The organism is Achromobacter agilis, from assembly GCF_900496965.1.
In the GTDB taxonomy this organism is placed as follows: Bacteria; Pseudomonadota; Gammaproteobacteria; order Burkholderiales; family Burkholderiaceae_B; genus Achromobacter; species Achromobacter agilis.
In genome coordinates this window covers 50,292-64,670 of the sequence record NZ_UFQB01000012.1, presented here as the reverse complement: position 1 = coordinate 64,670, position 14,379 = coordinate 50,292, and the positions used below count along the sequence as shown (strand labels likewise).

At 69.6% G+C, this 14,379-nt stretch carries 13 protein-coding genes; 3 read left to right on the top strand and 10 right to left on the bottom strand.

The features are described from left to right. Positions 1-85: 85 nt before the first annotated feature. The 3 genes from AGI3411_RS15550 to sodC all read left to right on the top strand — a co-directional run bounded on the left by AGI3411_RS15550 (position 86) and on the right by sodC (position 3,557). Entirely contained in the window at positions 86-1,474 is a 1,389-nt protein-coding gene (locus AGI3411_RS15550; protein ID WP_129528270.1) for a GntP family permease, read from the top strand. Between the two features lie 67 nt (positions 1,475-1,541). Further along, on the top strand, positions 1,542-2,867 hold the full coding sequence (locus tag AGI3411_RS15545) for a DUF445 domain-containing protein (RefSeq protein WP_129528269.1): 1,326 nt from the start codon (positions 1,542-1,544) through the stop codon (positions 2,865-2,867). A 165-nt stretch (positions 2,868-3,032) separates the two neighbouring features. Continuing rightward, complete coding sequence (sodC, locus tag AGI3411_RS15540; protein ID WP_129528268.1) at positions 3,033-3,557, top strand: superoxide dismutase family protein; 525 nt, start codon at positions 3,033-3,035, stop codon at positions 3,555-3,557. 7 nt (positions 3,558-3,564) lie between these two features. Here sodC and AGI3411_RS15535 read toward each other — a convergent pair whose 3' ends face one another. From AGI3411_RS15535 to AGI3411_RS15490, 10 genes are all read right to left on the bottom strand, one after another. Then, positions 3,565-4,188, bottom strand: a complete 624-nt coding sequence (locus AGI3411_RS15535) for a glutathione S-transferase family protein (protein ID WP_129528267.1) — start codon at positions 4,186-4,188, stop codon at positions 3,565-3,567. An 85-nt stretch (positions 4,189-4,273) separates the two neighbouring features. Continuing rightward, positions 4,274-5,509 carry an MFS transporter gene (locus AGI3411_RS15530; protein WP_129528266.1) on the bottom strand — a complete coding sequence of 412 codons (1,236 nt, stop codon included), beginning with the start codon at positions 5,507-5,509 and terminating at the stop codon, positions 4,274-4,276. Between the two features lie 110 nt (positions 5,510-5,619). Then, positions 5,620-6,411, bottom strand: a complete 792-nt coding sequence (gene map, locus AGI3411_RS15525; RefSeq protein WP_129528265.1) for a type I methionyl aminopeptidase — start codon at positions 6,409-6,411, stop codon at positions 5,620-5,622. Then, positions 6,412-6,654, bottom strand: coding sequence for a ParD-like family protein (locus tag AGI3411_RS15520; RefSeq protein ID WP_129528264.1), 243 nt, complete (start codon positions 6,652-6,654; stop codon positions 6,412-6,414). It abuts the gene before it with no gap. A 114-nt stretch (positions 6,655-6,768) separates the two neighbouring features. Next, on the bottom strand, positions 6,769-7,443 hold the full coding sequence (locus tag AGI3411_RS15515; protein ID WP_244240366.1) for a DUF2894 domain-containing protein: 675 nt from the start codon (positions 7,441-7,443) through the stop codon (positions 6,769-6,771). Then, positions 7,433-8,083 carry an OmpA family protein gene (locus AGI3411_RS15510; protein ID WP_129528262.1) on the bottom strand — a complete coding sequence of 217 codons (651 nt, stop codon included), beginning with the start codon at positions 8,081-8,083 and terminating at the stop codon, positions 7,433-7,435. Before AGI3411_RS15510 ends, AGI3411_RS15515 begins: the two co-directional genes overlap by 11 nt. Further along, positions 8,080-11,682: a DUF802 domain-containing protein gene (locus tag AGI3411_RS15505; RefSeq protein WP_129528261.1), complete on the bottom strand. Its 3,603-nt coding sequence runs from the start codon at positions 11,680-11,682 to the stop codon at positions 8,080-8,082. Before AGI3411_RS15505 ends, AGI3411_RS15510 begins: the two co-directional genes overlap by 4 nt. Positions 11,683-11,696: 14 nt before the next feature. Continuing rightward, positions 11,697-12,473: a DUF3348 domain-containing protein gene (locus AGI3411_RS15500; RefSeq protein WP_129528260.1), complete on the bottom strand. Its 777-nt coding sequence runs from the start codon at positions 12,471-12,473 to the stop codon at positions 11,697-11,699. 171 nt (positions 12,474-12,644) lie between these two features. After that, the gene (locus tag AGI3411_RS15495; protein WP_129528259.1) at positions 12,645-13,553 is read right to left on the bottom strand and encodes a LysR family transcriptional regulator; all 909 of its coding nucleotides are present in this window, start codon (positions 13,551-13,553) and stop codon (positions 12,645-12,647) included. A gap of 40 nt (positions 13,554-13,593) precedes the next feature. Then, a complete protein-coding gene (locus AGI3411_RS15490) occupies positions 13,594-14,370 on the bottom strand; it encodes a MipA/OmpV family protein (protein ID WP_129528258.1) in 777 nt (258 codons plus the stop codon). Positions 14,371-14,379: the final 9 nt, after the last annotated feature.

Sequence of the window (14,379 nt, the reverse complement as noted above, 5' to 3'; positions counted from 1 at the left end):
CAGCTTCACGGGAATAAAATCCGTTTTCATCATGGCGGCCAGCCGCAGGCTGGCGACGCCCCGCCCGCTTTTTCCAGGCCCGACTATGTCTTCGTTCGACATCCAACTGCTGCTCACCGCCCTGGCGAGCGTCCTCGTGCTGGTGGCGCTCATCGTCTCGCGCATCCGCATGCATCCATTGCTGGCGCTGCTGATCGTGTCCATCGGCGTCGGTTTCGCCACCGGCATGGAACCGTCGGCCATCGTCAAGAACCTGACCAACGGCGCCGGCAAGACTCTGGGCGCGGTGGGCGTGGTGATCGCGCTCGGCGCCATGCTGGGCAAGATCCTGGCCGATTCCGGCACCACGGAGCGCCTGGCCAATGCCATCCTGCGCCATACCTCGGCCCGCCTGATTCCGTGGGCCATGACGCTGGTGGCGTTCGTCATCGGCATTCCGATGTTTTTCGAGGTGGGCCTGGTGGTGATGCTGCCGCTGATCTTCAGCGTGGCGCGCAAGCTTGAAAGCCAGGAGCGTTTCAAGGGGTCGGCCTATGTGTATGTGGGCGTGCCGGTGATTTCCGCGCTGGCGGCGATGCACGGCATGGTGCCGCCGCACCCTGGCCCCCTGACGGCGATCGCCACCCTCAAGACCACGGTCGGCCCGACCATGATCTACGGCTTCATCGCCGCGCTGCCCGCCATGATCTTCGGCGGCCCGCTGTATGGCGCCTTCATTTCGCCGCGCATGACGACCCGTCCGGACGAGGCCTTGCTCGATCAGTTCACCGCGACCCGGCAGCAGGCCGAAGGCCGCGGCGCGCCCAGCGTGGGCCTGGGCGTGCTGGCGGCCTTGCTGCCCGCGCTGCTGATGCTCGTGCATGCGCTGGCCGAGATGCTGCTGCCCAAGGATTCCGCCGCGATGCACGCCGCCGCCTTCCTGGGCGACCCGCTGGTGGCCATGCTGCTGGGCGTCCTGTTCGCGGCCGTCACCTTGGTGTATCTGCGCGGGGGCGATGCCGAGAAACTGCGCGACGCACTGGGCAAAAGCCTCAAGCCCATCGCCGGCATCATGCTCATCATCGCGGGCGGCGGCGCCTTCCAGCAGGTGCTCACGAGCGCCAAGGTGGGCGACGCCATCGTGCACCTGACGCACCAGTTTGCCTTGCCGCCGCTGGTCCTGGGCTGGCTGATCGCCATGCTGCTGTCGGTTTCCACCGGTTCGGCCACCGTCGGCATCGTGGGCGCCGCGGGCCTGCTGGCGCCGCTGGCGGGCGCGGACCCGGGCCTGAACCTGCCGCTGCTCGCGCTGTCGATCGGCTGCGGTTCGCTGTTCTTCAATTACGCCAACCACGCGGGCTTCTGGATGGTGAAGGAGTCCTTCGGCATGACCATGGGCGAAGCCACCAAGACGATCTCGGTGGTGCAGTCCATCGTGTCCGTGGTCGGCCTGGTGATGGTCCTGCTGTTCAACATGCTGCCGCCGCTGGGCTGAGGCCGCGCGGCCCGGGCGGCGCCCGGCAGGTATTGTTATGCTGGGTCCATCCCGAGCCGGAGACCCCATGACAGACACGCCCCGTCCCGCCGCCTACGCGACGCGTTCCGCCCTGGCGTCCGATGCGCGCCGCGCGCAGCTGCGGCGCATGAAGATCGCCGCGCTGGCCTTGCTGGCCGCCATGATCGGCGGCTTCATCACCAGCCACGCCATGGGCGGGCAGGGCGCCTGGGCCTGGGTGTGGGCGTTCTGCGAGGCGGCCACGGTGGGCGCGCTGGCGGACTGGTTCGCGGTGGTGGCCCTGTTCCGCCGCCCGATGGGCCTGCCCATTCCGCACACCGCCATCATTCCCAGCAACAAGGACCGCATCGGCGATAACCTGGCGGTGTTCGTGCGCGACCATTTCCTGGACCCGGACACACTGATGGAGAAGCTGCGCGTGTTCGATCCGGCCGCGCGCTTGAGCCGCTGGCTGGCGCGTCCCCGCCAGGCCCACCTCCTGAGCGAAGGCGCCCGCAACGTGGCGCTGCAGACGCTGGACCTGCTGGATGACCGGGCGGTGCGCGGCGTGATCCAGGCGTTCGTGGTGAAGACGCTGCGCCGCTGGGATGCGGCGGACACCGCGGGCGAGGTGCTGGGCCTGCTGACCCGCGACGGGCGGCACCAGGAGCTGCTGGACGCCGCGCTGGAAAGGCTGGGCGGCTATCTGGGCGAGGAAGACGTGAAGGCGCGCGCGTCGGGCCTGCTGGTGAAGTTCGCCAAGAAGGAATGGCCGCGCATTATCGCCGCGGTGGACGTGGTGAAGTCGGTGGACGGCATCGCCGACAACCTGGCGGACCGGCTGGCCCGGGCCCTGGTGGAGGAGCTGCGCGACGTGCTGTCCGAACCGGATCACCCCGTGCGGCGCGACTACGAGGCCTGGGTGCTGAATTACATCCGGCGCCTGCGGGACGATCCCGCACTGTCGGAGCAGGTCGAGGCGCTGAAGCAGCGCGCGATCGACCACCCCAAGGTGCAGGAATACGTGCAGGGGCTGTGGGACGACATCCACGCGGCCCTGCGGCGCGATCTATCGGACGAGAACTCGGCCTTGGCGCGCCATCTGGAAGGCGCCTTGCTGGCGCTGGGCCGCAAGCTGGGCGAAGATCCCGGCCTGCGCGACGCGATCAACAACCACGTGCTGGGCGGGGCGCGGCGCCTGACCGGCCGCCTGCGCAGCGGCGTGACCGAGCACATCTCCCGCACGGTCAAGAATTGGGACGAACGCCATCTGGTCGACGAACTGGAACTGAGCGTGGGGCGCGACCTGCAATACATCCGTTTCAACGGCACGCTGGTCGGCGGCCTGATCGGCGTGGCGCTGCACGCGCTGGTGCTGCTGGTTCGCGGCTGACGCGAGCGGCTGCCTGCCATGGCGCGCCGTTTGTATCAGGAATGAAGATTGCTGGCGGACGGTCCGAGGCGAATGCTATTGTTTTCGAGGGCATGGGCGGCAATGAGGCCGTCCGTGTCCTACCGGCCGCCCGCGGCCCGCGGGCACGAATCCTGGAGGCACTCCATGAAGAAAATATCGTTGCTGGTCACGGCGCTTGCGCTGGCGGGCGCGTGCGGCGCCGCATCGGCGGAAAATGTGTCGATGTCGTTCCTGTCCGTGGACGGCGTGGGCAAGAGCGCCGGCTCCATCTCCGTCAAGGACACCAAGGAAGGGCTTCAGTTCACGCCGAACCTGAAGGGCCTGCCTCCCGGCGAACACGGTTTCCACGTGCATGAAAAAGGGGCTTGCGGCCCCGGCATGGTGAACGACCAGATGGCGCCCGGCGGGGCGGCGGGCGGGCACCTGGATCCCAAGGGCACCAAGGCCCACAAGGGCCCGATGGCGGCCGACGGCCACCAGGGCGATCTGCCCTTCATCGTGGTGGGCGCCGACGGCTCCGCCAAGACCGCCGTCGTGGCGCCGCACCTGAAGCTGGCCGACGTGAAGGGGCACGCGCTGATGGTGCACGTAGGCGGCGACAACTACAGCGATACGCCCAAGCCCCTGGGAGGCGGAGGCGGGCGCCTGGTCTGCGGCGTGGTGAAGTAGCTGGGCGTCAGACCGTGCCGTTGCGGCCGTGCTGGCGGTAGCCTTCGCGCTCGGACAGCCGGTCGTAGTAGGCCGCGACGGCCGGCAGCCGGGGTTTGTCGAAGGGCGTGAGAAACCACCGGTTCACCGACAGCCCGACGGGGATGTCGGCCAGCGAGAACGCCGCTCCCGAGACATAGGCGCCGGTCTGCGCCAGGCGCTGGTCCAGGATGCCCATGCAGTGCGCCCATGCCTGGCAGGACGCGTCGATGGCGGTGGCGTCCCGGTGGGCGGCGGATTGCCGCGCCAGCGCCATGAAGGCATACGACCACGAGCGGTTCAGGTCGGCCGCCTGCCAGTCCATCCACTGGTCCACGCCGGCGCGCAGCCTGGGGCCGGCCGGGTACAGATGCTGGCCGCCATACTGGGATGCGAGGTAGCGGATGATGCTGTTGGACTCCCACAGCACGAAATCGCCGTCCTGGATGACGGGCACCATGGCGTTGGGGTTCAAGGCCAGGAAGGCAGGGTCCGTGGTGAGCCGGAAACCCGTTCCCCAGTCTTCGCGCTCGAACGGCAGGCGCAGTTCGGCGCAGGCCCACAGCACCTTGCGCACATTGATGGATGAGGCCTTTCCCAGAATCTTCAGCATGTCGCGCGCGCCGGGCGCCCTGGTCGGATAACTGGTGCAGTCTAGCGGGCCGCGGCTGGCGCCGCCAGATACAGATATCCGCCGCTCAGCCCGCAACAGATCCCGCGGCGACGGCTTCCGGCTGGCTGCGCAGCCGCAGCGCGGGCGAGCTGAACAGCACCGCGAACTGCACGGCGAAGCCCGCCGTGGACACCCACAGGCAGGCCTCGATCCCGGCACGGGCGGCCAGGGCGGCGCCGATCAGCGCGCCGATGGGGCGGGCGCCGAACGTCGCGGTGAGAATCACGGCGGAAACCCTGCCGAGCAGGGCATTGGGCGTAACCGCCTGGCGCAGCGTGGTGGTCGTGATCGTCCAGAGGATGGGCCCGGCGCCGAACAGGAAGAATCCGGCGGCGGCCCATGCGCCCGAGGGGTGGGCCAGGGTCGACAGCAGGATGACGCTGGCCGCCAGGGCGCTCAGCGGGCCCGCGCCGATCATCGCGCCGAAGGACAGCCGCCGGGCCAGCCAGGGCGCCAGCAGGGCGCCCGCCACCATGCCGCCGCCGTACACGCCCAGCGTGGCGCCGACGCCGGCGGCGGACAGGCCCAGCCGTTCGATGGCGTAGGCGACATAGACCGCCTGGAGCACGAACCAGGCGGTATTGAAGAACACGGCGGTGACCAGCACGGGACGCAGCAGCGGATGCGCGGCGACGAAGGCGGCGCCTTCCCGTAGTTCGCTCAGCAGGTGCCGTTTCGGTCTGGGCCCCGGCTGGTCGCGCGGCAGGCCGGCAAGCAGCACCGCCGCCAGCAGCGATAGCGTGGTGGCCAGCACATACGCCGCCGGCGCGCCCATCCAGCCGACCAGGGCGCCGCCCGCGGCAGGGCCCGCCGAGAAGGCCGCGCTGCGCGCCAGTTCCAGCCAGCGGTTGGCGCTGGCCAGTTCGCCGGGGGCGACCAGCCTGGGCACCAGCGCCGGCGCCGCAACGTTGTAGGCGACCGTGCCCACCGCGCCCAGGAACCCCAGCACGGCCAGCCATCCCAGCCCCAGCCCGTCCGCCCACAGCAGCGCGAGCAGGCCCAGCAGGCTGGCCGCGCGCACGGCTTCGGCGGCGGCCATCAGCTTCCGGCGCGACACGCGGTCGGCCAGCACGCCAGCGGGCAGCGAGAGCAACAGAAAGGGAAGCGTCTGGGCGGTCTGCAGATAGCCCGTCTGCGCCGCGCTGGCGCCCAGGGCCAGCACCGCAACCAGGGGCGCGGCGGCCAGCGCCATCTGTTCGGAGAACTGGGCGGCCAGGTTGGAGGCGGCCAGGCGGCGGAAAGCGGAGGGCAGGGCGGGCATGGAGGCGGAGGGCGCGGGCAGGGCGCCGCGGAAACGGCAAGGGCACGATCATGATCGTGCCCTTGCCCGCCCGCACTCCGTTCCTTGCCGTGGGCTTAGCGCGCTGTCCGTCAGGGGATGGGGGGATAGCTGCCGAAGCCGTCCGGCCAGGGCGTCAGGACCTCGTAGCCGGTCTCGGTCACGACGACCATGTGCTCCCATTGCGCCGACAGCGAGCGGTCTTTGGTGACCACGGTCCAGCCGTCGGGCAGTTGCTTGGTCTGGGGCTTGCCCGCGTTGATCATCGGTTCGATCGTGAACATCATGCCCGGCTCCAGCACCAGGCCTTCGCCCGGACGGCCATAGTGCAGCACCTGCGGCTCGTCATGGTAGATCTGGCCGATGCCGTGGCCGCAGTACTCGCGCACGATGCTGAAATGCTCGCGGTGCGCCACCGTCTGGATCGCATGCCCCACGTCGCCGAGCGTCGCGCCCGGCTTCACGGCCATGATGCCGGCGCGCATCGCTTCGTAGGTCGTTTCGACCAGGCGGCGCGCCAGCGGGCTGGGCTGGCCCACGAAGTACATGCGGCTGGTGTCGCCGAACCAGCCGTCCTTGATGACGGCCACGTCGATGTTGAGGATGTCGCCGTTCTTGAGCACTTTGGCCGACGGAATGCCGTGGCAGATCACGTGGTTGGCGGACGCGCAGATCGTCTTGGGAAAGCCGTGGTATCCCACGTTCGCCGGTATCGCCTTCTGCACGTTCACGATGTAGTCGTGGCAGATGCGGTCCAGCTCGTCGGTGGTGACGCCGGGGCGGACGTGTTCGGCGATCATGTGCAGCACTTCCGCCGCCATGGCGCCGGCCTTGCGGGCCATTTCGATGTCGGCGGCGGACTTGATGGAGACTTTGCGCGCCATTTATGCGGCCTCCTGCGCGGCTTGCGGCAAGCCCTGAGACAGCGAGGCGATGGCGAAGCCCTCGGCCTGCTCGATGCGGATCAGCATCTGGCAGATGTCCGCGTGGCGCAGTTCGGGATAGAGCTCGGACAGCATGCCGATGCGCATCCAGTGTTCGGCCTGGGAATTGATGGAGCGGCTGAGCGCGCCGCTGGCGACGCGCAGGTTTTCGTGCATCTGCTCGGAAATCTTGACGATACCCATGGTTGATCCATATATGATTCGTATATGGAACGTATCTTACTGCTGAGCGGGGAGCGGCGCAAATCCGGCAGGCCGGCAGGGTATGTCCGGCGGGGGTAGCGCCCGCTACGGGCCTTAGCGGGCCTTGCCGCGCGCGGTTTTCCTAGCGCTGGCGCGCGGCGCGTCCTTGGGCGGCGGGGCGGCCGCGGCGGCCATCTGTTCCATCCACATCAGCGCGTCCGTGTAGGACAGGAACTGCTGCAGGTAGCCGGGCGACAGTTCGCGCATCAGCGAGAGCGTCCGGTGCACGAGCTGGTTGGAATTGAGCGGACCGGCGTTCTTGTGCACCTGCTCCTGCGACTGCCGGACCTGGCGGTCGGCGCTGACACGCGACCACACGCCGCGGAAGTATTCCAGCACCGGGAGCTCGGGATAGGCGGCGCGCAACTCCGCCGCGAGGGAGGCGTCGCCGTCCGCGGGCGCAGGGGCGGTAAGGGCGTCGGCCAACTCGCCGAGCGGCCCGCGCGGGACGGCGGCAGGCGCGGGAACGGCCGGCAGGGCGGCGATAGCGGCGATAGCGGCGGATTGCGCGGCAGCGCGGTCCAGATCGGCCTCGTAGGCCTGGACCAGCGCCGCCAGCCTGCCGTCCAGCCGCCGCCGGGCCTCGCCGCCGTGGGCGGCCGCCCGGCGTTCCATCGCGTCGATGAGCTGGAAGCGCGCCGGCGCCAGGCGGTCGGCGCCGCGCTCGCGCCAGGCGTCCAGCAGGGCCCGGGCGTCGAGGATGTCCCCGCGGGTCCCGTCACTGCTCACGTGGTTGTCCCGCATTGCTGGAGGGCCTGGGGATGGGACTGATCTCGACCCGGCGGTTCCTGGCGCGGCCTTCCTCGTCGGCGTTCGAGGCCACCGGCTGCTCGGACCCGAAGGCGGCCGCGAACACCGACGCGGAGGGCACGCCTTCGTCGATCAGGGCGCGCGTCACGGTCAAGGCGCGCTGGGCCGACAGGTCCCAGTTGTCCGCGAAGCGGCGGTTGCCTTCCCGCACCTGCTGGTCATCGGTGTAGCCGCTGACCATCAGGATTTCGTCGTGTGTCTTCAGGTACGCGGCCAGGGGTTCGATCAGCGTCTTCAGGACATCGCGGCCCTCGGGCTGCAGCTGGTCCGAATTCAAGGCGAACAGCACGCTGCCGCTGATACCGATGCGGCCGTTGATCAGCGTCACGCGGCCGGCCGCCAGCGGGCCGGCGAGCGCCTGCTCGAGCGTCTCGCGGCGCTGCGTTTCTGCCTGGCGCTGCTTGACCTCTTCTTCCAATTGGTTCGACAGCTGCAGCTGCACGGCGACGACGCTGACCAGGATCAGGACAAAGGCGCCCAGCAGCACCGACATCAGGTCGCCGAAGACGGCCCAGGCCGGGACTGCCGGCTCCACGCCGCCGTCGATGTCTTCGCTCATGCCGTCTCCGCCGCGGGCTCTGCACGCTGGCTGGCCAGCTGCTGCAGGTTTTCGACGATCTGCTTCTGCGACATCATGCTCAGGTCCACGACTTCGCGCGCCTGCGCGACGTAGTAGGCCAATTGCTCGTCGCCGCGCGCGATGGATTTGTCCAGCGCGCCTTCGATGCGCTGCAGGTGCGCCACCAGCTTGTCGTTGGACTCGCCGAACAGCTGCACGGCGGCGCCGAAGGATTCGCCCAGGCTGGCGACTTCGACGGCGCTGCTGGTGACCTGCGCGGCTACGTCGGCCAGCTTGCCGGTTTCGCTTTCGACCAGGCCGGTGAACTGGGCGCCTACCCGGTCCAGCAGGCCGGCCGACGACGAGACCAGCGCGTCTACGGCCGAGCGCTGCTCGGCAGCGGTGTGGTTGACGGCGTCCAGCAGGGTGCCCAGCGTTTCGAGCAGGCGGGTGCGTTCTTCCAGCATGTCGTTGTCGCGCGCCATGCTGTCGGACAGCTTCTGGCGCAGTTCGCCGATGACTTCGGCGGCGGCGCGCGGCGCTTCGGAGGCGGCCTGCACCAGGCGGCTGATCTCAGCGATGGTTTCGCTGGCGTGCGCCTGCGTCTGGGACGCGATGTCCTGCGCGGTCAGCGTCAGCGTGTCGCAGATCTGCTGCTGCTGGCTGGCGGTGCTGGCGCCTGCCTGCTCCCATTGGACGCGCAGCGTGTCGGCCATGTCGCCGAGCTTGCCGGTCCAGGCGGCCAGGCGGGTTTCGTCGCCGCAGGCCAGGGCCGCCTGCAGGTCCGCGTGCGATTGTTCCAGCGTCTGCAGCAGCGCCGCCGAGTGCTGGCCGAAAGCGGCCGCGGCGGTTTCCAGCGCCTGCCGGTTGCTGCTGGCCAGCTGTTCGCCGACCTGCTCCTGGCGGGACTGGGCGTCGGTCCAGGCCTGCGTGACGCTGCCGGCCGCCGTTTCCAGGCGGGCGGATACGCTTTCGAGCAGGCTGGCCTGCGCCTGCGACTGGGCGGTGAGATCGCGCGCGGTCTGGGACAGCGTGTCGCTGATTTCCAGCTGGCGGATGGCGGCCTGTGTGCCGGCCTGTTCCCATTCCTGCCCGAGCTGGGAGGCCATCGTGGACAGCGTGCCGGTCCAGGCGGCCAGGCGTTCCTGATCGCGCGAGGCCAGCGCTTCCTGCAGTTGCGCGTGCGATTGGTCGAGCGTGCCCAGCAGCGCGGCCGCATGCTGCCCGAAGGCCGCGGCGGCGGTTTCCAGCGCCTGCTGATTGGCGCCGGCCAGCTTCGCGCTGACCTGCTCCTGGCGGGATTGGGCGTCGGTCCAGGCTTGCGTGACGCTGGCGGCCGCCGTTTCCAGGCGCGTGGATACGTGCTCCAGCAGGCTGGCCTGCGCTTGCGTCTGGGCCGTGATGTCGCTGGCGGTCTGGGACAGCGTGCCGGTCCAGGCGGCCAGGCGTTCCTGGTCGCGCGAGGCCAGCGCGTCCTGTAGCTGCGCGTGCGATTCGTCCAGCGTGCGCAGGAGCGAGGCGGAGTGCTGTTCGAACGCGGCGGCGGCGGTCTCCAGCGCCGCCTGGTTGCCGGTGGCCAGCTTATCGCTGACCTGCTCCTGGCGGGCGAGGGCGCTGCTCCATTGGTCGGAGACGCCGCGCGCCGCAGCTTCCATGCGGGCGGCCATGCCTTCCAGCAGGGCCGCCTGGGCTTGCGTCCGGGAGGTGACGTCGCGCACGGCCTGGGCCAGCGATTCGGTGATTTCCTGCTGGCGGGCCACGGTGTGCTCGCCGGCCTGTTCCCAGTGCTGGCCGAGCGCGGCGGTCATAGTGGCCAGCGTGCCGCTCCACGCGGCCAGGCGTTCCTCGTCGCGCGAGGCCAACGTGGCCTGGAGGTCGGCGTGGGACTGGTCCAGCGCGCGCAGCAGCGAGGCCGAATGCTGTTCGAAGGTGGCGGCGGCCGCCGCCAGGGCCTGCTGGTTGTCGCCGGCGAGCTTGGCGCTCGCGGCCTCCTGGCGGGAGAGGGCGCTTGCCCATTGCTGCGATACGCCGTTGGCCGCGGCTTCCATGCGGGCCGACACGCCTTCCAGCAGGCTGGCCTGGACGGCTGCCTGCGAGGTGATGTCGCGCACCGTCTGGGCCAGCGTTTCGGCGATGGCTTGCTGGCGGTCGGCGGCCTGGGCGCCCGACTGCTGCCATTCCTGGCGCAGCGTCGCGCCCATGGCGCCCAGCGTTTCGGTCCAGGCGGCCAGGCGTTGCTGGTCGCGCGAAGCCAATTCGGATTGCAACGCCGTATGCGATTGGTTCAAGGTGCGCAGCAGCGAGGCCGAGTGCTGCTCGAAACTCGCGGCCGCGGCCGTCAGCGCCTGCAGATTGTCGCCGGCGAGCTTTTCGCTGGCCTGTTCCTGGCGGGACAGCGCATGCATCCAGGCATCCGACATCGTGCCGGACGAGGCCTCCAGGCGGGCGGAAACACTGTCCAGCAAGGTGGCCGAACGCTGCTCGAAGGTCTGCGCGTAGCGGTCCAGCGACGCGCGCAGGTCCTGGGCCAGCGCCTCGCTGGCACGCTGCTGCCCGGCCAGGGCCTGGTTCCAGATGTCGGCCACGTTGGCGGTCGAGGCCTGGAGCCCGGCCGTGAGGCCGTCCAGCTGCCGCTGCACGGCCTGCGTGACGGTGTCCTGCAAGGACGCCGTTTCGCGCGACAGGCTCGCCATCGTGGCTTGCACCACGGGCTGCAAGGCCTCGCCGGCCGAGCGCGCGGTCTGCGCCACGCCGTCTTTCATGGACTGCTCCATGACGGACGCCAGGCGGGCGTAGGCCGCCTCGGCCTTGCCCTGGAACGCGTCCTGGCTGGCCAGCTGCCGGTCGTTGAGCGACTGGTTCTGTCGGGCCATGCCGTCCATCATCGTCTGCAGCTTGTCGACCAGCGCGGGCATGGCGTCGGCCTGGCGCTGCATGACTTCGGCCTGCCGCTGGAGCAGCTTGAAGGACTCTTCGCGCTGGTAACCCTGGGAATACACCCGCAAGGTCGTCGCGGCCTTGGTGTCGAGCCATTGTGCCGCGCGGATCCGGTCACGCCGGCACAGAGCGGCCAGCAGCCCCAGCATTGCGGAGGTGGCCACGCCGGCGATCGAGGTGCCGAACGCGAAGCCCAGGCCTTTGACGGGCGCGGCCAGCGACGCGCGGATGGCGGCCAGGTCCGTGGCGCTTTCCAGCGCCAGGCCCGTGCCGCGCAGCGTGACGACCATGCCCAAGAAAGTACCCAGCATTCCCAGCAGCACCAGCAGGCCCACCAGATACGGCGCAAGCGCCGGCCCGGGCAGGCCCGCCCGCTCGCCTTCGATGCGCAGGCGCGCCGCGTTGCGCAGGCTGGGCGCAAGCTGGTCGAGCCAGGTGCCCAGGTTGCCGGGCGCCTCCGACAGGCCGGAGAGGGCGCGGGTCAGCGACGAGGTCGCCTGCTGGTAGCGCCACAGCTCGAAGGCGCCCGTGAGATAGCAGACGCCGATGAGCAGGGTCACTGCCAGCGCTAGCGGATTGGTGGACGCATAGCCCATGCCGATCCAGCCTGCGACGGCCAGGCCTGCCAGGAAAACAACAATACTGATCAAATATCTGGACATAGTGTCAACAGGCCCTAGCTGGCACGAAGGGCGGCAAGCAGCCCTTCGACCGGTTGTAAACGAACATCCAATTCGGCAAGCAAGACGCTCCGCATATCCTTGCGGAACGTATCGAGCCAAGCGCCGGACGCGATGGGCGCCGGCGCGGCGGGGCCTTCGGCCCCGGCTTCTTCCATCGCAGCCTCGGCTTCGGCCAGCGCGGCCGCCTCGGCCTGGCGCAGGCGCTGGAAATGGCTCTGCAGCAGTTTGGGAATCGCGCCGAGCAGGGCGCGCTCCTTGGGCAGCAGGGCCCGGTCCATGATGGCATCCACCACCGCCAGCCGCGTCCATTCGCCGTTCCTGGCCGCCACCATGCCGCGCAGCCGGCTGCGCAGATTGCCCACGCTGGTTTCCATCGTGTGCTGCAACGATAGATACCGCTGGCGGAAATTCGCGTAGTCGGCTTCGGCTTCGGCCAGGGCCGCCAGTTTTTTCACTGGCGTCTGCCCGGGCATGGGCCGTTTGGCGGCCGTGGCGGCGGTATCGCTGGCGATCGCGTCGGCCAGCGTGGTCCGGACCCGCGCGCATTCGCGTTCCTCGGCGCTGCTGAATAGGCGCGCGCCGGGGGCGATTACCGGCGGGCTGGTATTGAGCGCCGCCGACAGCGCGATCGCGTCCGTCCAGCCGAGCCATTGGCTCAGATGGTCCGAGAGCGATTGCCTGGATTCCGGAACATCGACATCCGTCAGGCGAGTCAGCAAGCGAATGAGCGTCGGGCCGCTTAAACCTGTGCGCTGTGGGGCTTGCAACATACCACCAGAGTCAAAAAGGGGGGAGTTTACACGGTGGAAGGCAGGGGAAGGGCCCGGGACGGGGGGGAAGGGGCGGATGGGCAGTAAAAAGGGGGCGTATCACCCGCCGGCTGCAATATTGTGACGCCGGAACTCGGCCCGCTTGCCTCTGAAACGGGGCGCGCGGGGGACCTATGCCGAGCCGGCCGCCGCGTCCGTTTCCGGGAGATGCGCGAGGGGATCCAGGCGGTGGGCCAGGAAGTCGATCAGGTAGCGCGTCTTGGCGGGCAGCAGGCGGGTCTCGGTGACCGCGTAGACCTCGGCTGGTCCGAGGCTCCAGTCCGGCAGCACGCGCACCAGCCCGTCCGCCTCGCCGCCCAGCGCCGCGATGCCGGCCCCCAGGACGGCAAGCTGCCTCGCCATGCAGGCGTCGTTGACGCCGTAGCGTTGGGCGGCCGGTACCCGGCGCCGCTCGTTTCCGTACTGCAGCAGCCACGGCGCCGCCTGGCCCGCGCCAATGCGCAGGCCGATGCAATCGTGGTGCTCCAGGTCGGCGGGCGTCTGGGGCGCGCCGCGCGATGCCAGGTACGCGGGCGAGGCGTAGAGCCCGGCCTGCACCGTGCCCAGGCGGCGCGCCACCAACGAGGAGTCGGGCAGTTCGCCCAGGCGGATCGACACGTCGCCGATGTCGGGCGCGCGGTCGGCCGGCCCAAGGTCCGCCACGCCCAGCTGGAGGCGGATTTCCGGATACCGGCTCCCGAACGCCACCAGCGCGGGCATCAACGCGTCCAGCGCGTAGGCGGCGGGCAACTGCACGCGCAGCGGGCCGCTGGGGGTTTCGAGCTGGTCGCGCAGTTCTTCGTGCGCGATTTCGGCTTGCGCCACGATGCGGCGGCAGCGTTCGAAATACAGGCGTCCGGCATCGGTCAGTTCCACGCGCCGCGTATTGCGGTTGAGCAGCCGCAGGCCAACCGCCCGCTCCAGCTCCGCCACGTGGCGCGATACCGTGGACGTCGGAACGCCGAGCGCGGCGGCAGCCCGGCTGAAGCTGTGCGCCTTCGCTACTTCGGCGAACAATTCCATGCCATGAAGGCGTTTCATCAGAGGATCTCCCACGCGCGGCCCGGCCGGACCCGTGCCGTCAGAATGCGTAGATCACGCCCACGTTGGCAAAGACGTTCGTCTTGCGTTCCGTCAGCGGGCTGTCGCGGGCATCGCCCACCAGGGTGTTGACGCCCAGCGTCGTCACCGCGCTCCAATGCGTATCGATGCGATGGGCCCAGGTGCCGAAGAGCGCCACCGACTTGAAACCGGACGAGGGCGAGTACGTTTCCAGCCCGGCGCGGCTGCGCGCCGCCTGCGAGGTCGTCACGCCGAACCAGGTCTGCATGGCGTCGTCGTTGGCCCATTGGGTGTTGGCACCCAGCGTGACGCGGTTGCGCGAATCCTGCCAGGCGGTGTAGGTCGCACGCAGGTCCAGCGTCCCGCCGTAGCCGCTATGGGCGGCCTGCCGGTACGCCGCCATGAGCGAGTAGCGGCCCGGCGACCATTCGATGAAGGCGCCATAGGTGCCGTGGAAGTCGATGTCTTCCAGGCCTTTGGTGAGGTCGGAATCATCCGCTTTCCGCCCCAGCGCCATGCCGACGAACGCGCCGGTGGTCCAATCGGGGGCCAGATCCATTTTCAGGCCCATGGCCGGCAGCCCGGCGCGTGGGGAAATGAAGAAATTGCCCGATTCGTAGTTGATCAGGGGCACGGGCAGGGCGCGGTATTCGCGCGAGCCTTCGTACACGGGCACGGCCCCCACGCCCAATCCGATGAAGTTGGTGCTGCCGCCTTCGGCGCGCGCGTTGCCTGCCAGGGCGGCCAGCAGGACCGACGCCATCGCCGGCCCGCTTGCTAAAATCTTTCGCTTCATTCCATTGCT